The 23,960-nt window shown below is 46.2% G+C and carries 26 protein-coding genes; 17 read left to right on the top strand and 9 right to left on the bottom strand.

Annotation, left to right across the window (positions count from 1 at the left end; all coding sequences use genetic code 11):
- Positions 1 to 9: 9 nt before the first annotated feature.
- A complete protein-coding gene (gene pdxR, locus MHB46_RS10825) occupies positions 10 to 1,524 on the bottom strand; it encodes a MocR-like pyridoxine biosynthesis transcription factor PdxR (RefSeq protein WP_341162314.1) in 1,515 nt (504 codons plus the stop codon).
- Between the two features lie 115 nt (positions 1,525 to 1,639).
- On the opposite strand from pdxR, the gene MHB46_RS10820 reads away from it, so the two are divergent.
- From MHB46_RS10820 to MHB46_RS10790, 7 genes are all read left to right on the top strand, one after another.
- Complete coding sequence (locus MHB46_RS10820; protein WP_341162313.1) at positions 1,640 to 2,257, top strand: pyridoxamine 5'-phosphate oxidase family protein; 618 nt, start codon at positions 1,640 to 1,642, stop codon at positions 2,255 to 2,257.
- A gap of 193 nt (positions 2,258 to 2,450) precedes the next feature.
- Positions 2,451 to 3,035 carry a TetR/AcrR family transcriptional regulator gene (locus MHB46_RS10815; protein WP_043882439.1) on the top strand — a complete coding sequence of 195 codons (585 nt, stop codon included), beginning with the start codon at positions 2,451 to 2,453 and terminating at the stop codon, positions 3,033 to 3,035.
- Positions 3,036 to 3,148: 113 nt separating this feature from the next.
- On the top strand, positions 3,149 to 3,250 hold the full coding sequence (locus MHB46_RS10810; RefSeq protein ID WP_014599460.1) for a hypothetical protein: 102 nt from the start codon (positions 3,149 to 3,151) through the stop codon (positions 3,248 to 3,250).
- Between the two features lie 345 nt (positions 3,251 to 3,595).
- Positions 3,596 to 4,051 (top strand): MerR family transcriptional regulator, encoded by a 456-nt coding sequence (locus MHB46_RS10805; protein WP_013308689.1) that lies wholly within the window; start codon positions 3,596 to 3,598, stop codon positions 4,049 to 4,051.
- A 40-nt stretch (positions 4,052 to 4,091) separates the two neighbouring features.
- Positions 4,092 to 5,303, top strand: coding sequence for an MFS transporter (locus MHB46_RS10800; protein WP_341162312.1), 1,212 nt, complete (start codon positions 4,092 to 4,094; stop codon positions 5,301 to 5,303).
- Between the two features lie 27 nt (positions 5,304 to 5,330).
- Positions 5,331 to 5,759: a universal stress protein gene (locus MHB46_RS10795; RefSeq protein WP_061831288.1), complete on the top strand. Its 429-nt coding sequence runs from the start codon at positions 5,331 to 5,333 to the stop codon at positions 5,757 to 5,759.
- 42 nt (positions 5,760 to 5,801) lie between these two features.
- Positions 5,802 to 7,220 (top strand): aldehyde dehydrogenase family protein, encoded by a 1,419-nt coding sequence (locus tag MHB46_RS10790; RefSeq protein ID WP_341162311.1) that lies wholly within the window; start codon positions 5,802 to 5,804, stop codon positions 7,218 to 7,220.
- 111 nt (positions 7,221 to 7,331) lie between these two features.
- Here MHB46_RS10790 and MHB46_RS10785 read toward each other — a convergent pair whose 3' ends face one another.
- The 4 genes from MHB46_RS10785 to MHB46_RS10770 all read right to left on the bottom strand — a co-directional run bounded on the left by MHB46_RS10785 (position 7,332) and on the right by MHB46_RS10770 (position 9,882).
- The gene (locus MHB46_RS10785; RefSeq protein ID WP_341162310.1) at positions 7,332 to 8,126 is read right to left on the bottom strand and encodes an SDR family oxidoreductase; all 795 of its coding nucleotides are present in this window, start codon (positions 8,124 to 8,126) and stop codon (positions 7,332 to 7,334) included.
- Positions 8,127 to 8,210: 84 nt separating this feature from the next.
- Complete coding sequence (locus tag MHB46_RS10780) at positions 8,211 to 8,504, bottom strand: DUF1330 domain-containing protein (protein ID WP_341162309.1); 294 nt, start codon at positions 8,502 to 8,504, stop codon at positions 8,211 to 8,213.
- Between the two features lie 27 nt (positions 8,505 to 8,531).
- The gene (locus MHB46_RS10775; protein ID WP_341162308.1) at positions 8,532 to 8,882 is read right to left on the bottom strand and encodes a nuclear transport factor 2 family protein; all 351 of its coding nucleotides are present in this window, start codon (positions 8,880 to 8,882) and stop codon (positions 8,532 to 8,534) included.
- 88 nt (positions 8,883 to 8,970) lie between these two features.
- Positions 8,971 to 9,882, bottom strand: coding sequence for a helix-turn-helix transcriptional regulator (locus MHB46_RS10770; RefSeq protein WP_254327346.1), 912 nt, complete (start codon positions 9,880 to 9,882; stop codon positions 8,971 to 8,973).
- A 413-nt stretch (positions 9,883 to 10,295) separates the two neighbouring features.
- Here MHB46_RS10770 and MHB46_RS10765 point away from each other — a divergent pair, with 413 nt between their 5' ends.
- Positions 10,296 to 10,862 (top strand): NAD(P)H-dependent oxidoreductase, encoded by a 567-nt coding sequence (locus MHB46_RS10765; RefSeq protein WP_322161474.1) that lies wholly within the window; start codon positions 10,296 to 10,298, stop codon positions 10,860 to 10,862.
- Positions 10,863 to 11,038: 176 nt separating this feature from the next.
- Here the strand turns inward: MHB46_RS10765 and MHB46_RS10760 are convergent, their stop codons facing one another.
- Together MHB46_RS10760 and MHB46_RS10755 are read right to left on the bottom strand one after the other, a co-directional pair.
- Positions 11,039 to 11,566 carry a hypothetical protein gene (locus tag MHB46_RS10760; protein ID WP_341162307.1) on the bottom strand — a complete coding sequence of 176 codons (528 nt, stop codon included), beginning with the start codon at positions 11,564 to 11,566 and terminating at the stop codon, positions 11,039 to 11,041.
- Positions 11,567 to 12,064: 498 nt separating this feature from the next.
- Complete coding sequence (locus MHB46_RS10755) at positions 12,065 to 12,529, bottom strand: AbrB/MazE/SpoVT family DNA-binding domain-containing protein (protein WP_013308700.1); 465 nt, start codon at positions 12,527 to 12,529, stop codon at positions 12,065 to 12,067.
- A 530-nt stretch (positions 12,530 to 13,059) separates the two neighbouring features.
- Here MHB46_RS10755 and MHB46_RS10750 point away from each other — a divergent pair.
- Both MHB46_RS10750 and MHB46_RS10745 read left to right on the top strand, forming a co-directional pair.
- Positions 13,060 to 13,431: a MerR family transcriptional regulator gene (locus MHB46_RS10750; protein WP_069291070.1), complete on the top strand. Its 372-nt coding sequence runs from the start codon at positions 13,060 to 13,062 to the stop codon at positions 13,429 to 13,431.
- Between the two features lie 264 nt (positions 13,432 to 13,695).
- A complete protein-coding gene (locus MHB46_RS10745) occupies positions 13,696 to 14,460 on the top strand; it encodes a MerR family transcriptional regulator (protein WP_254327348.1) in 765 nt (254 codons plus the stop codon).
- Between the two features lie 65 nt (positions 14,461 to 14,525).
- Here the strand turns inward: MHB46_RS10745 and MHB46_RS10740 are convergent, their stop codons facing one another.
- Both MHB46_RS10740 and MHB46_RS10735 read right to left on the bottom strand, forming a co-directional pair.
- The gene (locus MHB46_RS10740; protein WP_250267424.1) at positions 14,526 to 14,999 is read right to left on the bottom strand and encodes a hypothetical protein; all 474 of its coding nucleotides are present in this window, start codon (positions 14,997 to 14,999) and stop codon (positions 14,526 to 14,528) included.
- Positions 15,000 to 15,089: 90 nt separating this feature from the next.
- Entirely contained in the window at positions 15,090 to 15,569 is a 480-nt protein-coding gene (locus MHB46_RS10735) for a GAF domain-containing protein (RefSeq protein WP_025719270.1), read from the bottom strand.
- A 340-nt stretch (positions 15,570 to 15,909) separates the two neighbouring features.
- Between MHB46_RS10735 and MHB46_RS10730 the strand changes: the two genes are divergently transcribed.
- The 7 genes from MHB46_RS10730 to MHB46_RS10700 all read left to right on the top strand — a co-directional run bounded on the left by MHB46_RS10730 (position 15,910) and on the right by MHB46_RS10700 (position 23,868).
- Positions 15,910 to 16,203 (top strand): hypothetical protein, encoded by a 294-nt coding sequence (locus tag MHB46_RS10730; RefSeq protein WP_341162306.1) that lies wholly within the window; start codon positions 15,910 to 15,912, stop codon positions 16,201 to 16,203.
- Positions 16,204 to 16,369: 166 nt separating this feature from the next.
- Complete coding sequence (locus tag MHB46_RS10725; RefSeq protein ID WP_341162305.1) at positions 16,370 to 16,966, top strand: GNAT family N-acetyltransferase; 597 nt, start codon at positions 16,370 to 16,372, stop codon at positions 16,964 to 16,966.
- The gene (locus MHB46_RS10720; protein WP_341162304.1) at positions 16,950 to 17,708 is read left to right on the top strand and encodes an energy-coupling factor transporter transmembrane component T family protein; all 759 of its coding nucleotides are present in this window, start codon (positions 16,950 to 16,952) and stop codon (positions 17,706 to 17,708) included. The genes MHB46_RS10725 and MHB46_RS10720 overlap by 17 nt, the downstream gene beginning before the upstream one ends.
- 157 nt (positions 17,709 to 17,865) lie before the next feature.
- Entirely contained in the window at positions 17,866 to 18,453 is a 588-nt protein-coding gene (locus MHB46_RS10715) for an ECF transporter S component (RefSeq protein WP_235307211.1), read from the top strand.
- Positions 18,454 to 18,509: 56 nt separating this feature from the next.
- Entirely contained in the window at positions 18,510 to 20,069 is a 1,560-nt protein-coding gene (locus MHB46_RS10710; protein WP_341162303.1) for an ABC transporter ATP-binding protein, read from the top strand.
- Between the two features lie 173 nt (positions 20,070 to 20,242).
- Positions 20,243 to 21,757 (top strand): MDR family MFS transporter, encoded by a 1,515-nt coding sequence (locus MHB46_RS10705; RefSeq protein ID WP_341162302.1) that lies wholly within the window; start codon positions 20,243 to 20,245, stop codon positions 21,755 to 21,757.
- Positions 21,758 to 22,368: 611 nt separating this feature from the next.
- Positions 22,369 to 23,868: a glycoside hydrolase family 68 protein gene (locus tag MHB46_RS10700; RefSeq protein ID WP_341162301.1), complete on the top strand. Its 1,500-nt coding sequence runs from the start codon at positions 22,369 to 22,371 to the stop codon at positions 23,866 to 23,868.
- Positions 23,869 to 23,960 lie beyond the last annotated feature (92 nt).

Genomic DNA, 23,960 nt, shown 5'->3' with positions numbered 1-23,960 from the left:
GGGAATTCCTCATTGATTTTTAATATGGTCCCAAGCCTGGCGCAGACGGTTAAACCCTTCAATAATTTGTTGCTCCGTTAAATGGGCAAAGATAAAGCAGGCAGATGGAGGTCCCGGTGTCAGTTGGTAATCGGCGGCATCACGCCATGTGACTCCGTAAAATCGTGCTGTCTGCATCAAATGATGATACTGGGCAGACTCATGCTTCCAGATGGCATAGGCATGTAGTCCACAATCGTTCTGATGCCAGTGAAATAGTTCGCTCAACTGCTGTATTTCACGCTGGAACACGTCGTAGCGTGATCTGTATATTCGAGTCATCCGACGCACATGGCGAACGTAGTCGCCGCGCATCATAAAACGTGCCAGTGCGCGCTGTTCCAAGCGGGCAGGCGGCAGGGGATCGTATAGTCGTTTGGCAGCTGTCAGCGCTTGGGCTAATTCAACGGGCAGGATTGCAAACCCGAGTCGAAGGCTACTGAACATGCTTTTGGAAAAGGAGCCGACATAGATGACACATTCCGCGCAATCCAGTGCTTTTAATGGTTCAATGGGTCGTCCTGCCCAGCGGAATTCACTGTCATAATCGTCCTCAATGATCCACGCTCCTTGGGATGCTGCCCATTGCAAAATGTGTTGACGGCGTGCTAATGGCAACACAGCACCCGTTGGAAACTGACGTCCCGGCGTAACAAACAGCAATTTGGAATCCCAATCCTGTGGGACAATTCCATGTTGATCCATTTCAGCAGCATGTATCTGTCCGCCTGAGGCAGTAACTGCACGATAGATGCCGGAATAACAGGGATTCTCCAATACAATTCGATCTTGTTCATGAATAAGCAACTGACTTAATAACGTGATCACTTCCATGGAACCACTGCATAATACGACTTGATCCGGGGTAGCCGTTATTCCGCGTGTTCTGCCAACATGATGGCAAATCGCTTCGCGCAGCCATTCATCACCGTTCACTGGTGCAGTCGTCGTATCAGCCGAGGGCCTTTGCAGATCTTTTCCAGCGGCAGTCATTGCGCTTTTCCATGCGATCTGTGAATTGCCCTCCAATACAACTTCTCCTGCCTGGAAAGAAATCAAAGGCGGTTTCGCACTGTCTTTATCTGTAGCAGAAGCAGGAGACGACTGTAAGTTTCGTTCCCTTTCGATCTGCATGATTCGTTGTCCCCATGCTGATAGAGCAGGGGCTTTTTGTTTTGCAACAGGTGAATTTTGGTTCTGCTGGTTGATTAGAAATTTGTCGGGCAGCGTCGCTGTCTGTTGCATAACAAAGGTTCCTCTGCCTACTGCCGAGTCTACATATCCTTCTGCCAACAGCATATCGTATGCTTCTTTAACGCTCCCTCGCGAAATTCCATACATCACAGCCAGATCACGAGTGGAAGGCAGACGCATACCACTGGCTAGGGAACCATTGAGGATTCCCTCACGAAGAGCATGATACAATGCCAAATATTTTAAATGATACTTTTGAAGCGCACGCTGATAAGCAATCGTAATATCCATACTCTTCTCCTTCGATTGGACCACTCATTTTCGTTCATATTGGATCTTTTTATGAATCCATTTTCAACATAATCTGAAATGTATCATTGGTCAATAGATGGAAGGAGAGTTCCCTGTGAGAAGAAAAGAATTTACGGTGGCAGAACAAGAGGAAATAGAGCAGTTTCTGAGCGAGGTCAGTTTCGGATTTTTAGGCATGAACAGCGAGGATGGTTTTCCGCGTGTGGTTCCCTTGAATTTCGCTTATGGAAACGGCGTTTTTTATATTCATGGCAGCCGTGCTGGAGAAAAGATGGAACGGATGAAAGAGGATAATCGGGTTACTTTTTCAGCCGCCAAAGAATATGCGCTCATTCCGTCTTATTTTACGGATGAACATATGGCATGTCCTGCGACATCATTTTTTAAAAGTATTACCGTGCGTGGTCATGCGGAGCATGTAGTGGATTTGGAAGAAAAAGCATCGGCCTTTTCCATTTTTATGAGTAAGCTGCAACCGGAAGGCGGGTATGACACGATTGATGCCAGCGATTCTCGGTATGCTTCACGTTTGAAAGGGGTCGCTCTGATCAAAATTGTACCGGAGGAATGGACTGCCAAGTTTAAATTCGGTCAAAATGTCAAAGATCAGGAACGTCAGCAGATTATCGACGGCTTGCAACAACGGGGGCTGGATGATGATCTGACAACAATTGAGATGATGCGCAAATATTGTCCTCATCACTCGGCTTAATAATTCCTGCTCGCTCACCGTCCAATTGGTTAATTATACCTTATAGGGAGATGCCCTTGATTTTCCAAAACGTTCAGTCCTTCTGTATTAGGACTTTTGAAGGACAGGTATATATCATCCTCAAGCCCGTTGTTCTTACTGCAAAGGAACTTTATAATACGATAGATTTGTGGCGTAAGGGGGCAAGACCGTGATGAGAGCAGGAGTCAGAAGTCGGGAGAGTCGACGGTTGTTACTGGAAGCGGGGGCTGAAGAGTTCGCTCAGACGGGGTTTTATCAGACAAAGGTAAGTTCGATCGCGGCACGTGCAGGATTGACGCAGCCGGATTTTTATATTCATTTTGAAAGCAAGGAACAGATGTACGAGGAGCTTGTGGAGAGCTTCCGTACTTTGGTGAATGATACGGTACAAAGCATGAAGATAGGCCCAGACCTAAGCGAGGCTGAAATTTTGAGACGGGGACAAGTGTTTTTGGAAGCTATTTTTCGCGTGTTGTCTAATAATCCGGCGATTACCCGTGTCGGATTTTACCAGGCGGCAGACTCGGTGCGCATTAAGGCAGAAATGGCCGAGCATATCAAAAAGCATCTGCTGGCGGCGCAACGATGGGGCTCCTGCCGTGAGGAACTGGACCCTGAACTGACAGCAGAATGTGTGATCGGCTTGATTGAACGGCTGACGTTAACGAAATTGCTGCCTGGACGTGAAAGTCCGTCTGTGCTTGCCAAGCAGGCACGAAACCTCCTGTATCACGGCATGCTCGGGTCCGAAGAATAACAGGACTATACAATCCCAACCTAGATTTGGGCGGCAGGCGCGGCATTTGTCCCTATCATGAATGATGGCATAAGCATAAGATGCTCTTGTAAACCATGAAGGGAGGAATCACCATGTCTGGAGTAGGCGCTGGTTATGGAGCTTTTACATCTACAGGAGCGATTCTGGTACTTTTCATTCTGCTCGTTATTATTTCCAAAGCATTCGTTATCTAATTCGTAGCTCATGAATCTGATTTCGGGCGATTTGTTGTAATCGACAGAGGGAGGAGGAACTTAAGATGGGTGAAGTAGAAAGAGGTTGCGGTGGTGGCTACAACATGTTTACTTCCACTGGTGTTATTCTGGTACTCTTCATTTTGCTGGTTATCATCACACGTACCATTTTCATCTAAAGCTATATTCATGGGCTTGAGCACCGATGCTCGGGTCTATGACCGTGCAAGCCAATAGGAACCGTCTCTAATAGAGGCGGTTTCTTTTTTATATAAAAGTTTACGTTGACGTTAACGTTATAGAGGCGTAGTATTTATATATAATCTTTTTCATAAGGTGGGTGTCATGGTTACGTATAAAATTGATGAGGTCGCCAAGCAAAGTGGTCTGACGAAGCGAACCATTCGTTATTATGAGGAAATCGGATTATTGCCCTCTCCGCAGCGTAGTGAAGGGAATATGCGCCTATATACGCAGGAGGATGTGGATTTACTAAAAAAAATAGTCAGTGCCAAGGAAGTACTTGGGTTCTCCTTGCAAGAGCTTCAGCGTTACATGTCCGCAGCGGAAATGCTTAAGGGTCAGCGGGAGGAATATCGCGAGCGAACGGAGCATTTGCAACCGAATGAGCGACGGGCCATGTTGGAGGATATGGAAGGTACACTGAACGAACAGTTGGAATTAATGGAGGGAAAAATCAACAGCATCCGTATGCTCCAGACTGAGTTAGAGGAGTTACGGGTTAGGGTGCGTGAACGCAAGGTTCTTCTGGATGAGGAGCTTGATCACGACCCGTCATAACAAGAACATTTACATTCAGATGTGGAGGTAACATCATAATATGAGTTCACAACATGCATTACCTGAAGAGTTAAAAGAACGCTCAGGCTTGCTGTCTCAACCCAAAGCGGTATGGGCGGTTACCTTTGCTTGTGTTATTTCATTTATGGGTCTGGGATTGGTCGATCCGATTCTTCCGGCCATTGCCGATCAGCTTCATGCTACGAAAAGCCAAGTGTCATTGCTGTTCACCAGCTATAATCTGGTAACAGGCGTTGCGATGCTGATTACGGGCGTTGTATCTAGTCGATTGGGTGTCAAATGGACACTACTAACCGGGATTTTGTTTATTATTGTGTTTGCCGGACTGGGCGGCACAGCCAATACAGTTGGCGGAATTGTGGGCTACCGGGCAGGCTGGGGTTTGGGGAACGCTTTGTTTATCGCAACAGCGTTGTCTGCGATTGTAGGTCTGTCCACTTCTGGAACAGCTAAAGCAATTATTTTGTATGAAGCGGCATTGGGCCTGGGGATTTCAGTGGGTCCGCTGCTGGGCGGTGAGTTAGGTTCCATTTCCTGGCGCGGTCCGTTTTTCGGTGTAGCTGGACTGATGGTAGTGGGATTTTTGTTCATTACATTTATGCTGCCTTCGATTCCAAAGCCCAAAAAACGCGGTTCCATTGCCGATCCGTTCAAAGCACTCAGTTATCCGGCTTTGCTCACGCTCGGTATTGTAGCGTTGTTATATAACTTTGGATTTTTTACGTTGATGGCGTATTCTCCATATGTAATGAATCTGGACGAGCATGGTTTAGGTTATGTGTTTTTTGGCTGGGGAATTATGCTGGCCTTTACCTCGGTGTTTGTAGCACCGAAGATTCAAGCACGCTTGAGCGTGGTATCTTCCATTAGTATCATGCTGACGCTGTTTGCCATTGATTTAGGTGTTATGGCGATTGGGACGATAGCTGGTTCACCAACGACTGTCATTGTCGCCGTCATTGCAGCTGGTATTTTTCTGGGAATTAACAATACATTGATTACAACTGCTGTTATGCAGGCTGCTCCAGTGGAGCGCTCGACAGCATCTGCGGCCTACAGCTTCATGCGTTTTTTGGGCGGGGCAATTTCGCCGTGGCTTGCAGGGAAGCTGTCAGAGTGGTACTCAGCAGAAACCCCGTTTTATTTTGGAGCATTGATGGTACTGATTGGTGTAGCTGTGCTGATCGTACGTCGTCGACATATGCAGGATATTCAAGTGGATGCACACTAAGATTGAACTTCTGAGGAGGAAAAGAGTATGAGCGAGTACAAACATATTCTAGTCGCGATTGACGGTTCGGAACACGCTATGAAGGCGCTGGAGACAGCCAAAACGTTGTCTAAGCAGCTTCAGGGGAATCCGCATCTGACTGTATTGCATGTAAACCCGGCTTTATCCATGAATGAGCCCCCGGTTGGGGTTGATGTGGATGAGCGGATCGAAGAGGAAGGTCGTCATATCTTGGAACCTGCATCCGACTATTTGAAGGACGAGGGTATTTCTTACCGTATGCTGGCGGGTCATGGTGATCCGGCGAGTGTCATTTGCGAAAGTGCAAAGCAGGAAAAGACGGATTTGATCATTATGGGAACGCGGGGCAAAGGACTTGTTTCCGAGATGATACTTGGTAGTGTGAGCCATCAGGTGATTCAGCATGCACCTTGTCCGGTGTTGACGGTAAAATAGATGGTAAAAGGAACGTTGAGATCAAGAGAAGGAGGGAAAAGCATGCAGCAGCATTTATTTATTGGTGGAGAATGGAAAGCTACTTCATCGTACACGACGTTGAAATCACCGTATTCCGGGGAAATCATTGCTGAGGTGGCAGAGGCCACGTCAGAGGATGCCAAGGCTGCTATTCAAGCGGCCTCTGATGCACGCTCGGAGATGCGGGCCATGCCAGCGCACCAGCGGTCAGCCATTTTGGAGAAGCTGGCTGACCTGCTGGAAGAGCGGCGTGAGGATGCAGCGCGCATCATTGCACGTGAAGCCTCAAAACCATGGAAGGCTGCGCTGGCGGAGGTTGATCGGACGGTGCAAACCTACAAGTTCGCAGCTGAAGAAGCCAAACGGATTCACGGGGAAACCATTCCGCTGGATGCCGCACCGGGCGGCGAGGGTCGTATGGCCTACACGCTCAAAGAACCAGTAGGGGTAGTCGGAGCTATTACACCATTTAACTTCCCGATGAATTTGGTCGCTCATAAAGTGGGTCCCGCGCTGGCAGCAGGCAATACGGTCGTATTAAAGCCTGCGGAGCAGACGCCGTTGTCGGCTTACCTGATCCCAGAGCTGCTGGAGCAGGCTGGATTGCCTGCGGGCGCTCTTAACGTGATCAGCGGCGATGGTAAAACCATTGGCGACGTACTTGTCACTGATCCGCGCGTCAGCTATATCACTTTTACCGGTAGCCCGGCGGTCGGTACAGAAATTCGCTCCAAGGCTGGCTTGAAGCGGGTCACGCTGGAGCTGGGTTCCAACGCGGCCGTTATTATCGACCGTGATACGGATGTGGACGCGGTCATCGACCGTTGTGTGAGTGGAGCCTTTGCCAATCAGGGGCAGGTATGTATCTCAGTTCAGCGTATTTACGTTGCTGATGAATTGTATGATACCTTTGTATCCCGATTTATAGAAGCAACTCAACGTTTAAAAATTGGAGATCCGCTAGAGCCGGACACGGATGTATCCGCGCTTATTTCAGCCAAGGATGTCGAACGTGTCCGTGAGTGGCTGGAAGAAGCAGTTCAAGCAGGTGCGAGGATCGCTCTGGGTGGCCAAGCTAAGGGAGGTATTTTGGAGCCGACGGTTTTGCTTAATGTGGACCCGACTTCCAAGGTGTCCTGTCGTGAAGTGTTTGCCCCGCTTGTGCTGATTCATTCTGTTAGCTCTATAGATGAAGCCGTAAACCATGTGAATAATTCGATTTATGGCCTGCAGGCGGGAATTTACACGCGTGATATCACGACCGCGCTGGATGCAGCGGACAAGCTTGAGGTTGGCGGCGTGGTAATCAATGACATTCCAAGCTTCCGTGTTGACCATATGCCGTATGGTGGTGTGAAGCAAAGCGGCACTGGACGAGAAGGCGTAAAGTATGCCATGGAAGAAATGCTGGAAACAAAGCTGGTCGTTATTAAACGGTAGTAGTTATATAAAAGCCTATCTGATGGACATAGATAATACGTTTTGCGTATGTCTGCTCATTAGATGGGCTTTTTTTCACCTTCTGCGCGATTGTCAGATGAAAATAAAGTGTTAGACCGTTGGAACTGTTCCGCCGTCAATATTATATTCACTTCCTGTAATTGAAGCGGCCCGGTCGGATACCAGAAAAGCAACAAGCTCAGCGACTTCTTCTGGTAGTCCTGGACGACCAATTGGAATTCCTCCCAACGAATCCATCAGTTGCTTTAATGCACTTTCTCGGTCACCTGTCGTCTCAGCAATCCGATCAATCAAACTTTGTGCTGCCTTCGTTTCGATAAAGCCTGGCGCAACTGTATTAATACGAATGCCTTGAGGTGAAAACTGCTTGGATAACCCTTTGCTGTAAGTAGTTAAAGCTGCTTTGGCTGCAGCATAAGCCAATGTTGCATCATATAGCGGCAAGCGACGTTGAATGGATGAAATATGAATAATAACACCGGAACCCTTTTCCACCATAGCCGGCAGCAGTCCACGGTCTAAACGGACGGCAGCAAACAGATTGGCGTTAAAAGTTTGCTGCCAATGCTCGTCTGTCAAGCTAAGAGCTCCCCCGGATGGGGCTGACGAGCCTCCAACATTGTTGACAAGAATATCTACACCGCCTAGGCGCTCAAGAACACTGTTTACTACTTTATCTACACCTTCAGGCGTACTAATATCGGCTGGAATAAACAGGTCTGGATTTTCTAAATTAACTGGAGTCGTTCGAGCCGTAGTTATTACGGTAGCACCTGCAGCCGTAAGTCTCTTAGCAATAGCCTCTCCCATTCCTTTGGTACCGCCTGTGACCAAGGCTCTTTTGCCTTTAAACTCACTTAAAATGTTTTCTAATTGAAAACTCATGCGAATAATTCCTCCTAAATTTTACAATGTGGTTGAGAAATACCTCTAGGTATCTCCACTCCGAGTTCACTAGTCTTGCGAACCTTACAAACTATCGACAATGACACCCCGGTAACGCCCTCCGCGCAGTCGATGCTTTAGGGCTTTTTGATAGGCTGGACTAAAGTACCAAGCTTGTGCTTCCTCAAAAGTGGGGAATTCCAAGATGGCCAGCCCTTCAATAGCGGGTCCTTCGAGGACTTGGTATGCGCCATACATTGCTAGGGGGTTGACGGAATGTCCCGCCAAACCTGCCGGTGCCAACTCAGAATAGAGTTGGAGTTCAGTTTGATCGGTACTCTGTTCACGTATAAAAACAACATAAGCGGGCATATTCATTTTCCCTTTCTTATTTTTTTAATTCCTTTACGGAAGTGTAATAATCAGTTCTTTAATTTTATTGTTGTTTACTAGAAATTGATGTTTAAGTAGGAGTGGATCGGGAAGATTTGATTTATCAAAGTCTCCGTCTACTTTCGCAATTACGACGATGGTATTATTACTGTCATCCATATCCACGATCTCAAAGGTGACATTCGGCCTCAATATTTCTGCTTCACACCATGATTTTATGGCTTCCATACCTTTGATTTCGCGATGATTATCCAAGATCAACGCATCTTTATCGAAAGCGGAAGTAAGTACTTCAAGCTGGGATTTGTTCGCTGATGTAAAGTAAGTTTCTACTACCGGTGGCAGGGTTCTATGTGGATTCATTTATCCTTCAACCTCCTATGGTGAGTATGTTGTGAGCGATAACTTCAAACTCATCATAGCAGTAATAATATGACTACATGGTGTCATATTATAGAGGATCATTTAAATTTCTTTTCATCGTTTCTAAATGAGACAATATTCTTGTACGTACTTGTTCGGGGCTAACCTCTATAAGGAGGGGACCAAAGGACAGCAGATAACTGTCCAGCCAATTGCCTACAGGAAATTGTGCTGTGACGGTATAAGAGCCGTCTTCCTTCTGAGTAATTGTTTTCTCGGCAAATTCATCGTATACGCGGTAAGCTCCTTGAGCAGAAATGTGAAGAGTTACTTCTATGGTATGAAGCAAGTCGTTCATCTTTGTATCTGTAGATGCTACGACTGTTCTTGGCTCATAACTAATTTCGGTAACTGCAATCTCTTTCATTCGGCTAATCTTAAATACACGATGACTTTCGGTATTTAAACAGTAACCTTCCACATACCAGGATTTATCTTTAAACAAGAGCTTGGCAGGTTCGACGCTACGATAACTCTGTTCCCCGGCGACGTTATAATAGCGGAACTTTATAACACGGTTTGTGATTATTGCGTTGCGTATAAGAGTGAATAGCTGTCTCTGGCTGTTCTGGCTTCCCCATGGCGAAAAATCTACTTCGATCCAGTTTCCCATGTCTTTTTTAAAAAGCCTACTCAACTTGTTTAGCACTTCTTCTACCTGTGGGATGGTAGCTGTAGCTACACTCTGAAGGGCCATTAAGATATCATCTTGTTCCTGCTCGGACAGTAAAGAGGTGTTAAAGACATAACCCTCCATCAATGATATTCCGCCCCCCTTGCCTCTACTGCTGTAGATGGGAATCCCAGCTGCGCTTAAGGTATCTATGTCCCGATAAATCGTTCGTGTGGAAACCTCAAAATGCTCTGCCAATTCATCAGCAGTCACTTTTTTCTTATGGAGTAACATATAAACGATTTCAAAATGTCTGCTTAACGGCATACGCTTCACCTCTCTCGGTAGCATACACCTTATAACATGACATTTTAAAGTCATATTAAGTGATTATTGACATCACACCTTAATGGACATCAACTGGGAGACTTTATTTTCTTTGAACAGCGATAATAACACTGCCTTGGGATCAGATCTTTAAATAATCTTTTTGACAAGTTGAACAAAAAGCACTTGCAAAGTAAAAAGGAATAAACTATACTGAGGCCAATCATTAGTAATTGATCAATCACTAACTTAATTAACAAGCAACGGAGGTGATATTCATGAGCAGGATACCGCTCAAGTTTACTGAACGTATCTTTATCGGAACTATGGATTGAGCATATTCAGTTAATTGAAGGAGTACGAAGTTAAGTAATTGATCAATCACTTATTTTAAAGTAAATGGAGGAGAGAACATGAAGCATCTTATTATTTACGCACACCCATCCGAGGGAAGCTTTAATCATGCAATTTTGACCACAGCAGTCGAGGGGCTGAAGCAAAAAGGACATGATGTGGTTGTTCGTGATCTATATGCAATCAACTTTCAACCTGTGATTAGCAGCAGCGAGGTCATTGGAGGAATCGGAGAAGATGTTGTACGGGAACAGGAATTTTTGCAATGGGCAGAGGTAATCACCCTTATTTATCCGATTTGGTGGACTGGGATGCCAGCTATTATGAAAGGGTATATAGACCGCGTATTCTCTTACGGATTTGCTTATAAATATGTAAATGGAGTGCAGATGGGATTACTCAAGGGAAAGAAAGCTATTATCCTCAATACGCAAGGAAAATCACATGCGGAATATGCCAGCAATGGTATGGATCAAGCCCTTCGCTTGACGTCTGACAAAGGCATATTTGAATATTGCGGACTTGATATCATGTATCATCTATTTTTCGAGTCGGTACCCCAATCTGATGAAAATACGCGTAAGAAGTGGCTTCGCCAGATTGCAGACATGGCCAGCAAAGCCTAATATTTATGTTCAGAGCCAGAGGATTAAGAATTAGGGGAATCGAAGTAGCCAGTGGCTAACCCAAAAGGCATCGCGTGCATCTACAGGCGATGCCTTTTGGGTTGGTCCAATATTGAATGTGTTCCAATCGACACTCGCTCATGGCAAGCGGCAATTGCAACAATAAGGGGTGGATATTAGTTTTTCCGATTTTTCCGATTGGCGCTACGAGATCCACCGGAAGGCCACTGTGATCCACCACCTTGACCATGTTGAGGCCACCACTGTGACCCACCGCCCTGACCGCCACCTTGACCATGTTGAGGCCACCACTGCGACCCACCACCCTGACCGCCGCCTTGACCATGTTGAGGCCACCACTGCGACCCACCACCCTGACCACCGCCTTGACCGTGAGGAGGCCAATGCGATCCACCGCCTTGATGACCGCCCTGACCACTGCTTTGTCCTGGAATAGAAGGCATACTTGGATAAGGGCCTTGTGCCTGACTGATTTGAGTTACATCAATATATGATTGTGTACCATTAGGATATAGCACTAACATTGATTTGTTAGCGGGATCTACGCTTTTTACAAAAGCAACGATCTGTTGACCATTCACAGTAAATATTCCCCATAAATTAACAAAATTGCTCACTTCAGTAGTGGTCGCGAAATGTGGTTGTAACGGCCCCATCGAACGATGAGAAGAATGTTTAGACAAGGTGTGTATCTCTCCTTTAGATTGAATTTTGTGACATCATATGTGCAAACGTACTTGTTGGAATGGGCAATGTTGCTACAAGATATTTTTTTGGAAAAATTCATTGTCCCAAAAAAGTACAAAAAGGAGCATTTTTGCAACGGTCCCTATTGTTAGCCCGTTAATTAAAAAAGGCAGTCCATCCCTTTTGGACGGCTGCCTTTATTAGAAGTGTGCGGTGGTTTACTATAGAAAAATGAATAAATAAATGAAATGACCTTCTCTAATTAAAGAAGGTCATTTTTTAATTCAGGAACCATTATTAAATGTAGCACAGCCTTCTGCTTATAGGCGTTCTCGCTTGCAAGTCATGCAGTGGTTCTTTATACCTAGTGTGGAATTTTCGCATGGACGTTCATGCGTTTTGTCGGTTAGCTATGATGCTGCGTATCACGGTTCAAAAGTAGCTACACATGATGAAATCTCTGGTGTATATCTATGTAGGGTATCAAGCTGTAGTTAGAGCATTTTTTTGAGCTGGGATATACGGGCTTGGGAAACCTCAAGTATTTTGGCATATTCGTGCTGTGCTGCATTGGGGTGTTTTTGCATTAATTCTTTTAGACTTTCGATCATCTGTTGTGTCGATCGCCGCAGACGTTTGGGCTCTTTAATAGATCGTTGTGAGTTGGATAAAGCTGACTTGGCTGGTCTTAGGATAGGGCTAAAATGTATTCCCTTTTTTAAACTTTCAATACATTCCCCGCAAATAAAGCTGTCTCTAAAATAAGTTAATTGTTCTGTTGAACCACACATTTTACACGTCACCCCAGTATATTTTCGAAAGGCGAGAATACCAGTTTCCTCATCTGCAAAAATCTCAACAGGATCACCCACATTATAATCCATGGAAATTCGCATTTCTTTGGGGATAACGATACGACCTAACGCATCTAGGGGACGTGTCATACCTGTACTTTTCAAATGATAACCTCCTTTTTTTATATCCTTATAATACTAAATAGTTATGATAAAAAAGAATAGGCTTAGAGAAGCAATCGCATATATTTAGTAAACTGTTGAAAAGTATACAAGTAATTACCAAAATATGTTTTATTATTGAGAGAAACGTGTTGAGGAGATTATAAAGAATTTCCGATATATATTCATAAAGATTATTCTAGTTGGCAATTGATTCCCATGTTGTATGAGGTGGCGTTTGGTGTGTACGATTGGACGCAGTATAAGGCAGTGCGGGTATTAACTCGATTAGCACGTGAAGGTCTCTAGACCGACCAGATTGTGGACGATATTATCAGTCATGTCGACGATTTTCGTTATGAGGCACAAATGCCCACGTTCTATTTTCTATCTGGATTAACGGGCCATAAGAAGGTTGCCTCGCTGCTGCAAGGTAGTAGGAATCTTAATTTTGCACTCTTTACTATGAAAACTTATACTTATCGTTAAAGCTGACTTGAAGAGAAAATAAAAGAACGAGGAGGGGAATAACTATGTACTCCATTAAAGAAGTTCAAATGAAGAGCGGATTGCCCGCATCTACTCTTCGTTACTATGAAAAAGAAGGCATATTACCTGATGTGGGTCGGGATGAAGGTGGAAGAAGGGTATATACCGAAAAACAAATCGATTGGATTAGGTTCCTTATGGCTATGAAAGATACAGGGATGACCATTGAAGAAATTAAGGCATACCTTGAGCTAAATGTAAAAGGAGAAGCCACAATCCAAGAGAGAAGAGACTTCCTTGTAGCCCACAAAAAGAAAGTAGAAGAACATGTGGCACAAACGCAGCACAATTTGGAGAAAATTATTCAAAAGATAGCTTTTTATGATCATGTGGTTATGGGGAAAAGCCTTTCTTAGGTATCGTATGATCTGTAAATAGTGGTAAAGTCAAATCGAATATATGGAGCCCCCGGCATATTTGAGAATACGTGCTGGAGGGCTTTTTTTGCATAGATTTCTAAAGATGCAGATTCTAGGTCGTAAGTATGGAAAATGGTTGGCAAATGGGCGGTTCACAACGCGCTTACAGGGTAAAAGTGTAGTACCAAGGTGGGCAAGTGGGGGCGTTGACTCTCACGCCACGTGAGACTGTACACTGTCAAACAAGGGAGGTGAAGCGGAATGGCTTATACGGTGAAGGAAGTATCTAATCTGTCGGGAATCAGCGTACGAACATTGCATTATTATGATGAAATCGGATTGCTGAAACCGCATCATATTGGAAATAATGGATATCGCTATTACGAACAGGAACAACTGTTGAGGCTTCAGCAAATCATGATGTACAGGGAACTGGATTTGCCTTTATCTGAAATTGGAAATGTGCTGGAGCAAACCAAGGAACAAAAGGCCGAGGTTTTGCAGGAGCATCGAGCCAAGGTCGAGGCCAAAGTCTTCCGCTTGCATACTCTCCTACAGACCATCGACGAAACGGTGGCTCATTTGAAAGGGGAACAAGCAATGAAACCAGAGCACATGTACCAAGGATTTAATCCGGAAAAGCAGGAAATGTATGAACGTGATTTGACAGACCGTTATGGTCAAGAGGCTCAGGAAACAATTCAGGAGAGCAAGACGGCGACGAAGAACTGGAGCAAAGAGGATTATTTGGATTCGCAGGCAGAGGCTGACCAGATTCATCGGCGGCTGGCAGAAGCCATGAATAAAGGATTGAAGCATAACAGTGAAGAAGTACAGGCGCTAATCCGCCGTCATCTTCAATGGGTAAGCCGATTCTATACCCCTACAGCAGAAATTTATAGTGGGCTGGGAGACTTGTATGTAGAGCATGAGGATTTCAATAAAATGTATGAAGGCTATCGCCCCGGACTGGCTGAGTATTTGCGAGACGGGATGAAGGTTTTAGCCGAACGGGAATTAAATTAACAAAGGGGTGAACAACAAGCCAATTCCGATGGCCTGCTGTTCACCCTTTTTGTGTGTAAAGCAGCTTACATGCTGCTTTGTGCTGTTCTCATGCCTTGCTGACTGTTGTTTCCGTAATGTTGCATGCCACTGCTTGCGAAATGCTGTCCAGTCGTTCCCATATGTTGCGGAAAGCTGTGATTCATGTGGCTTCCTGTATTAAAGGAGGTTGGTTGCATACTGCGGGAAGCAAAGCTATCGCCAAATCCAGGCTGAGTCATTTGATTGCTGGAACGGATGGAGTTTTCCAACTGACTACACAGTTGAATCACTTGCTGGTATTGCTGCATAGCCTGCTGGTGATGCTGAATTGCAGTTTGGATCATTTGAGCTGCGCTTCGTTCACGTTGCACCAGGCTTTCAAGACTGGATGCATTTTGTTGTTCCTGTTGCAGCAACTGCTGATACATGGCAGTTCCTTGCTGTGTTTGTTGTACCAATTGCTGCATGATTTGTTCACATTGATGAAGTTGTTGTTGTGGAGCCATGTTGTTGTACATGAATCATCAATCTCCTTCGCCGGATAGTTTTGGGTTTCAGACCCTCCTATATTGTGGCGAAGGAAGACGATATATATGCGCTATTTTTGGTTATAGGCTGGCTACCAGAATAGCCGTAAATTCCTCTAGGAATACACGATCTTCGTGATCAAAGCGGCCTTTTAGTGGGCTGTCAATGTCCAGCACTCCAATCAGTTCCCCATTCTTGACAAGCGGAATAACGATTTCACTATTGGAAGCAGCGTCACAGGCAATATGTCCTGGAAACGCATGTACATCATCTATAACAAGCGTTCGTTGTTCTGCTGCTGCGGTACCGCATACGCCACGTCCTAATGGAATCCGTATACATGCAGGTAAGCCCTGGAAAGGACCAAGTACAAGCTCAGTGCCATCATAAAGATAGAAACCGCTCCAATTAATATCTGGAAGGAAATGACCAAGTAGTGCTGAAGCATTTGCCAGATTGGCAATGGTATTGGATTCATCATGAATAAGTGCCCGGAGTTGTCCAAGAACCGATTCGAATTGTTCATGACGTGTGCCTTCGTAAGGAATAGCTTGAAACATGTAGGGTTCACGCTCCTAACATTAAATTTTTACATAAAGTGTTGTATATATCGTAAAAAATAGGTAATTATCCAATTCACTTTTACCATTGGTTAATTAATTCAAGATATAACGATTGTATATATTCAGTCAAGTGGAAAATCACTCTGTAACCTTTTCGTACACTCCGTACTCTAACCTCTGTACAGAATCATTTTGGGAAGGGGAAAGCTATACGTTTTAGCGGGACAAACAATATAGAAAGTAATTCAGTGAGGGTTGCCCTCATCTGTTTCCAGCTTATCCTCTATGGGTAAAAACAGTGTAACATGGTGGCCTAGGCCAGGGAGGAGTTACAATTATGCATGCAGATGTTCAGAACTTGTTTATCCGTATACAGATGCTTTCTTATGCACATCAGAACGATCTCACGGTAAGAGATATTCAACCTGTGTTGGAAGAGCGCGGTTACCGTGTCGGAGAACGTGAAGTCAAGCAGGAGCTTGAAAACCTGACGCAGGAAAACTTTCTGACACCGCATGATGAAATGTTCAGCATTACCGGCGCAGGGATCGATGAATTACAGGAAATTCAGTCGATGCTGGGCGTACTGTACAAGGATGTTGTGAAGAAACCGACTCGCACCACAGTTTAATCTCTTATAATATAGAAGATGCCCTTCTAATTCCTAATCCTAGGAACAGAAGGGCATCTTCTATATATAAGCTTCTCAGCTTTAAATAAGGTTGTGTTTGTTGAAGGTGTATGCTTAAATGTAGCGTATATTTATTGTCATTTTAATGCTGGAAGGATGATTGAACATGTGTGCATATGCATGTAAGGGGCATATACCACCGCTGGAAAGTCCGCGTCTTCGGCTGCGAAGAATGGAAAGCGGGGATGCGGCTACAATGTTCGCTTGCTGGTCTGACCCGGAGGTTCACCGTTATATGAACCTTTCTGGTATGTCAGGACGTGAGGACGCAGAGGATATGATTGAGCTGTTGAATGAGCTGGCGAAGACGGAGGATGCGCTGCGCTGGGGAATAGAGCTGAAGGAGAACGGGAAGTTGATTGGAAGCTGTGGTTTTAATTATTGGCAGACAGTGGGAGCTTATAAGTCTGAGATTGGTTACGAGATAGCCAAGCCTTATTGGCGACAGGGTTACATGACTGAGGCGCTACGCTTGGTGCTGTCATTCGGGTATAACACGATTCGGTTGAATCGGATCGAAGCGCTGGTGGACCCGCGCAATACAGGCTCGCAAGCTCTGCTGTCCTCGATGGGCTGGACACAGGAAGGACTGTTGCGGCAGGTGCAGCATACATCTACAGGCTTTAAGGATATGCTGATGTATTCTTTACTGCACGGAGAATGGCTCAGACTGGAGGCACAACGAAATGCTGTTTCAGTATAACGGCGGTTCATCACCACTGCACAAGCTAGGGCCGTTAAGTAAGCTAATATGGGTGGGATGCTTTAGCCTCCTGTCGATGGTTTGGGATTCGACGCTACGGGAAGCAGTTCTCTTGGCTGTACTGATTGCCGTGGCTGGCTTGGGCGCACGTTTGCCCTTAGAACGCCAGCTTCGGGCTATGTCATTCCTGATTGGGTTAGGCATCCCGTATTTTATACTGTCTATCCTAGCGATTCGAGAAGGACATACCGTGGCTGCATGGGGACCCATTGTGATTACAGCAGAGGGACTGGACATCGCAGGGGCGTTAACGTTGCGGATTTTTGTGTTGTTTTTGGCATCTTATATCTATCTCTCGACGACCGATCCCCGAGATTTTGTGCAGGCATTGAATCTGCGCTTGCGTGTTCCTTATCGGTTTGCGTTCGGTATTTCAGTGGCACTGACGTTTCTCCCCTTATTGGAAGAAGAAGGGCGAACCATTATGGCAGCACGGCGTGTTCGTGGACAGGAGCCACCACGAGGGTGGAGCCATCGGTTATCATGGTGGAGCGGGTATGCGGCTTCCGTGTTGGTGAATGCTGTAAGACGGGTTCAGCAGACGGCGCTGGCTATGGAGGGCAAAGGTTTCGGTGCTTATGCAGAACGGACATATCTTCGTACACTGAACAATGGGCGTTTAGGCAACTTATGTGCTGTGACTGCTGTATTAACTACGGCTGTTTTATGGTGGAGCTTATAAAGTGAAGCCTCTTATTTTTGCTCTTATTGTCAACCTGTGAAATATAATTAGGTTGACAATAAAGCCGCAGATGAATACATTTATACAGTAGCAGCTTGTACAAGAATCAGAGCTGTAATCTTATAGATTAGATAGGGAGAGGAGTCAAGAAATACGTATGAAGGAATCTCGTATGTTTGCAAAGTTTACAACGCTGGATATCGTACTCATGGCGATGCTGGCCACGTTGAACGGCGTCATGACCGTGTATTTGTCGCTCATTAACAAAACATTAAACAGTCTGGGAGGGCCTATCGCTACTTCCTCTATTGTCGGGCTGTACATGATATACGGCTTGTTGGCTTATTATATTATTCGTAAGCCGGGTACGGCGGTTATTGCTTATGCATTTGGCGCGGTGGTGCAATCCTTTATGGGCTCTGCCTATGGAATTGCTTCTATTATCGCGGCGGCTGTCTGCTATATGATTGCGGCTGAGTTGGTATTTGCCTTGTTGCGGTATCGACGCTGGAACGCAGTTTCGCTGATGCTAGTGGGTGGGGCTATGGTTCCGCTGTGGTTTATTGTCGCAGCCAATATGTTTGGCTATATGCATTGGGGCTGGAAGGTGCTGACGATTGCACTGGTCGTTCGTATCCTGAGCGGCATTGTCCTGTGCGGTCTGCTGACGAAAGTGTTGGGTGATGCTTTAAATCGTACGGGACTGTTAAAACGTTTTGAACTGGGACGCGCTTCACGTGCATAGCCGTGGCTATACATGTGGTTATATCTTCAACAATGGGGATCGAGGATATTTCAGTTATGAATAAACATAGCGATTATAACTCTAGCAGTAAAATAGCCGTATCCTTGAAGAATTTTGGCTATCGGTATGATGATCAGGTAGAGCCAGCGTTACATGGTCTGACACTGGACATTGCGGTGGGCGAGCATGTAGCCATTGTCGGAGCCAGCGGAAGTGGAAAGTCTACGCTATGTCAACTGCTTCATGGCGGGTTGTCCCGTTCCGGTGAAGGCGAACGGACGGGGGAGCTGACCGTGTACGGGATGGACCCCGATACCGCCGATTTGGCTACTGTCGCCACCACTGTCGGCGTCGTGCTTCAGGACCCGGATGCCCAACTGGTGCAGGGAATCGTCGAAGACGAGATTGCTTTTGGGCCGGAGAACCTGCGCGTGCCTCCGGCAGAAATAGCGCAGCGCATTGCCGCTGCGCTGGAGGCCGTCGGCCTAGCTCCCGAGCGCGACTCCTTCGTGCGGCGCCTCTCGGGAGGCCAGCGCCAACGCACCGCGATTGCTGCGGTACTGGCGTTGGAAGCGCCGCTGGTCGTGTTCGACGACGCAGCTGCGCAGTTGGACCCGCCGGCTGTACGCGACTTCGCCCTGCTATGTCGGCGGCTCCATACGGCAGGCCGGACGGTGGTTACCGCGTCCGGCCGCATAGACGATGGCGCGCGGGCAGCGCAGCACGTCATCGTCTTGAAGGGCGGGACCGTGCAGCTGCAGGGTCCGCCAGAAACGCTGCTGCGCGAACATGGTGCGCAGCTGGCCGCCTTGGGGCTGCTCCCCTCTCCGGCAGGGAGGGGAGACATGCCGCGTGAGCCGGGGGTGAATCCCGGCTCAGCAGCGGACCGCACTGGGCAGCCGTTGTTGGAGGTGAAGGGGTTGACCTTCACCTATCCCGGCAGCCAGCGGGCAGCGCTAAAGGGCGTGAGCCTAGCTCTTGCGCCCGGTGAACGAGCCGTGCTGCTGGGTGAGAACGGCTCAGGTAAAACCACGCTCGGCAAGTTGCTCATGGGCCTACTCCCTGCACCGAAGGGGTGCATACGGTGGGAGGGGCAGGATATGGCGAAGCTGCCAATTCACCAGCTGGCTGCCGGAATCGGCTATGTGTTCCAGCAGCCAGAGCATCAGTTTGCAGCTGCAACGGTGTGGGAGGAATGCTTGTACAGTGTGCGCGCCAAGCTTGGTTTACGGACCGGGGAGCCGGTTCCCGCCGCATATGTGGAACGGGCGCAGCGCTTACTGGCTTCCGCCAGGCTGGAGCACAGACTGGATGCCTCCCCGTACCTGCTAAGTGGAGGCGAAAAAAGGCTCTTGAGCGTTGCGGCACAGTTCATCTTGCCCAAAAAGCTATACATTTTGGATGAGCCTACCGCAGGAACGGATTACGAAGGAGCGAATATTCTGCTCCGTATGTGCACAGAGCAGTCTGCCGAAGGTGCGGCTTTTCTGGTCATCACCCACGATATGCAGGTAGCTGAAAGCTTTGCCAGCGATGTTCTGTGCATGGAAGAGGGCCATCTCTATAAAATGGAAAATAGTGAGATTAATCATACGATTATAGTTGACAAAAATTAACGATATGTAGACAATAATATATATACATCGTACAAAACAGGCGGCCTATATAGGCCGCCTGTTTACGATTATGCGGGGCGGGTAATAATCCATTCTGGAAAGGCAAACCGCACAGATACAACACAGTTTTTATAAGGGAAGGATTTGTGATTTGCTTGGGAAACGATAAACCCATGAAGCGCGGACTCGTGCTGACAGGTGTTCTATTGGCCACTTTTCTGGCCGCAATTGAAGGAACGGTTATCGGTCCAGCGGGACCGACGATTGTTAGCGAGCTGGGTAGCGTGAAATTGCTCAGTTGGATTTTCACGGCATATTTGCTGACGATGGCTGTGACCACGCCCATTTTCGGCAAGCTTAGCGATTTGTTTGGCCGAAAACCCATTTTTTTAATCGGCTGTTCGTTGTTTGTACTTGGCTCGTTGCTTTGTATGATGGCTGGTAGTATGGAGCAGCTTATTATCTACCGGGCTATACAAGGGATTGGTGCGGGTGGTGTCATTCCCGTTACCTTTACCATCATCGGTGATATATACAAAATGGAGGAACGCGGCAAAGTCCAAGGCATGATCAGCTCCGTATGGGGAATTTCTTCCCTGATCGGGCCTCTCTTGGGCGGTTATGTGGTTACCTATTTTGGCTGGGAGTGGATTTTCGGCTTTAACGTCCCCTTTGGATTGCTGGCTATGTTCTTCATCGCCCGTTACTTGCGTGAACAGGTAAGCAAGCGTACCGCACGTATTGACGTCCCGGGAGCGGTTACCTTTACCATCGGGATGACGGCCCTCTTGCTCGTATTGGCACTGGGTGGGCAGTATATCGGCTGGGCTTCTCCTGAATTGCTGGCCTTGGCTGCCGTAGCCATTTTGTTCCTGATTCTGTTTTTGGTTATTGAAAAACGCGCTCAGGAACCGATGGTGCCACTAAAGCTATTTGGGATACGGGATATTGCTTTTTCCTGTGCCGCAGCCCTGTTAGTCAGCACTCTATTGATCGGACTGACTAGCTATCTTCCACTATGGATTCAAGGTGTACACGGTGGAGATGCCGCTTCATCTGGTCTCGCCTTGGCTCCAATGTCCGTAGGCTGGCTATTTGGCTCCATGATCGGAGGACGCATTTTGCTGACCCTGGGCTCGCGTCGAACCTCTTTGATTGGGCTGACCCTGATTGTATTGGGGGCTTTCGTCATGACCTTGATGGGCCAAACGGCTCCGATCTGGCTGCTGTTCCTGTCTACATTGTTGTATGGACTGGGATTCGGCTTCTCGATAACTGTGTTTACGATTATTGCCCAGTCCTCGGTCGGGTTCCAGTTGCGTGGCGCGTCTACAGCTTTGAATACGTTCCTGCGTACGTTGGGGCAAACGATCGGGGTTGCAGCCTTCGGTTCATGGCTGAACTATCGCATCGCTGCCCAGACAGCCGATGGACAGCTAACTCAGCAAGGGGTTACGCAGGAGGATATTAATGGTCTGCTGGCCCCGCATGCTTCACAGAGTCTAAGTGACAAGGTTGCCGGATTACTTCGTTCTGTACTGGAAAACAGTCTGCATTCCCTGTTCGTTATCATGGTCGTTATTGCGGTTATTAGCTGGTTTGTCGTCCTCGGACTGCGGAACCGTCCGCCGGGTACGGAAGAAGAGGCAGATCAGCGCGTAAAGACACCACAAAGAGAACACGCATAAAAAAATAATATAAATCTTTCATGATAAAGAGACAGTCCGGTGCACCAAATAAGGGTCCGGGCTGTCTCTTTATGCAATGGTCTCTCCTCCTACTGATTCAGCAAAATAGCCACCTCGTATAGGACCGATAAATTCCCCGGTATACAAAAAGGAGATAAAAACCCCCTAGAGTTGCTATATATTCATAGGGTATAGGTAACAAAATGGTAAAAAAGTCTTAAGAAATTGTAACAAAAAATTTGTTTCTGAATTGAGCTGTAGGGTACTAAGGAACCATTTTTTTGAATCCGCTTACAAATTGGGCTTTGTATGATTTATTTTAGAACGAATTTGCATGTGAATGAAGCAACCAACCTAGCAAAATGGGACACGGAAAAAAATCAAGTAGCAAATTTTTCTGAATGTAATGAAAATGAAAAAAATAAGAATTTTCAGAAAATTACTAGGAAAATATGAGGATGAAATTCATAGAGGGACCTGTTTTCTTACCTCACATAATAGGGCTTTTCAGTCTATATCAATCGTTTGACATACCATATAAAATGGCCCTAACAACCAAAAAGTTGGGTTTCAAATCTAGAAGCATAATTAGATTAAGGGAGATGGAGTACTTGAAGTTTAACAAATGGTTCAGTAAAGCAGCCACTGCAACAGTAGCAACTACCTTGCTGTTAGGAGGTGGCGTTCAGGCTTTTGCCGAGGAAAATGATGCATCTGATCTCAAAACAGACAATGCATTTACGCAAATTACGCGTAATGACATGCTGAATATTTTCAAACAGCAAGGCAAAGAGAAATATGAGGTTCCGTCCTTCGATGCGTCTACAATTAAAAATATTCCTTCTGCTATGGGTCGCGACAGCTCAGGCAAGCTGACTGATTTCGATGTTTGGGACTCTTGGCCGTTACAAAATGCCGATGGCACAGTAGCCAATTACAAAGGGTATAATATCGTTTTTGGATTAGCAGGCGATCCTAAAAGAGCAGAGGATACATTTATATATCTGTTCTATCAAAAAGCGGGTAATACCTCGCTGAGCGGCTGGAAAAATGCCGGAAGAGTATTTAAAGACAATGATAAATTACTTGCCAACGATCCGATTCTAAAAAATCAGTCAGAAGAATGGTCCGGTTCTGCTACGTTAACCGCTGATGGACAAGTACGTTTATTCTATACCAGCAGACAGCCCTTTGAGCCGAATAACCAACTATACGGTAAACAGACCTTGACTACGGCTCAAATTAATCTCTCTCAGCCTGATGAGGAGACACTGAAAGTGGATGGTATCGAGGATTTGAAACCGATCTATGATGGTGGTGATGGCAAAACCTATCAAAATGTTCTGCAAAGCGTCGGAGTGGAAATGGATAATCATACCTTTAGAGACCCTCACTATGTCGAGGATCAAGGCCACAAATATATTATATTTGAAGCCAACACAGGGACAGAAACAGGCTATCAGGGCGAAGATTCAATTCAAAACCCAGCTTATTATGGCGGCAATAAGAAATTTTTCACGGAAGAGCAACAAAACCTGCTGCAAAGTCCTAAGAAAAAGGGAGCTGAGCTGGCGAATGGCGCACTGGGTATCGTTGAATTGAATGATGATTATACGTTGAAAAATGTAATGCCTCCTTTGATTGCATCCAATCTGGTAACAGATGAAATTGAACGGGCGAATGTGTTCAAAATGAACGGTTTGTGGTATTTATTTACGAGTACGAGAGGTTCCAAGGTGACTGTAGATGCGATCGGTGACGATGATATTTACATGCTGGGTTATGTTTCTACTTCCTTGACAGGGCCTTATAAACCGCTGAATGGAACCGGTCTCGTTCTTCATCAGGATCTGGATCGTGATGATATTACCTGGACGTATGCCCATTTTGCTATCCCGCAAGGCAAAGGCAATAACGTAGTCGTTTCGAGTTATATGACTAATCGCGGGCTTTTCCCGGATCACAAATCTACTTTCGCACCAAGCTTCCTGCTGAATATTAAAGGCTCGAAAACCTCTGTTGTGAAAAACGGTATTCTGGCGCAAGGGCAAATCACGATTGATCCAACGGATGACAAAAAAGAACCTCCATATAATTATGGAAAGAAATAAGTAGCTTATACAGTATGTCCGAAGGCGGCAGCTTGGTAGCTTACCGATCTGTCGTCCATCGGGCGGTACATAACGATGCAATGAAAGGTAAG

Origin of the sequence: Paenibacillus sp. FSL H7-0703, assembly GCF_038003485.1 — a bacterium.
GTDB lineage: Bacteria > Bacillota > Bacilli > Paenibacillales > Paenibacillaceae > Paenibacillus > Paenibacillus polymyxa_B.
The sequence above is the reverse complement of the archived record's forward strand: the minus strand, read 5'-3'. Positions and strand labels throughout refer to the sequence as shown.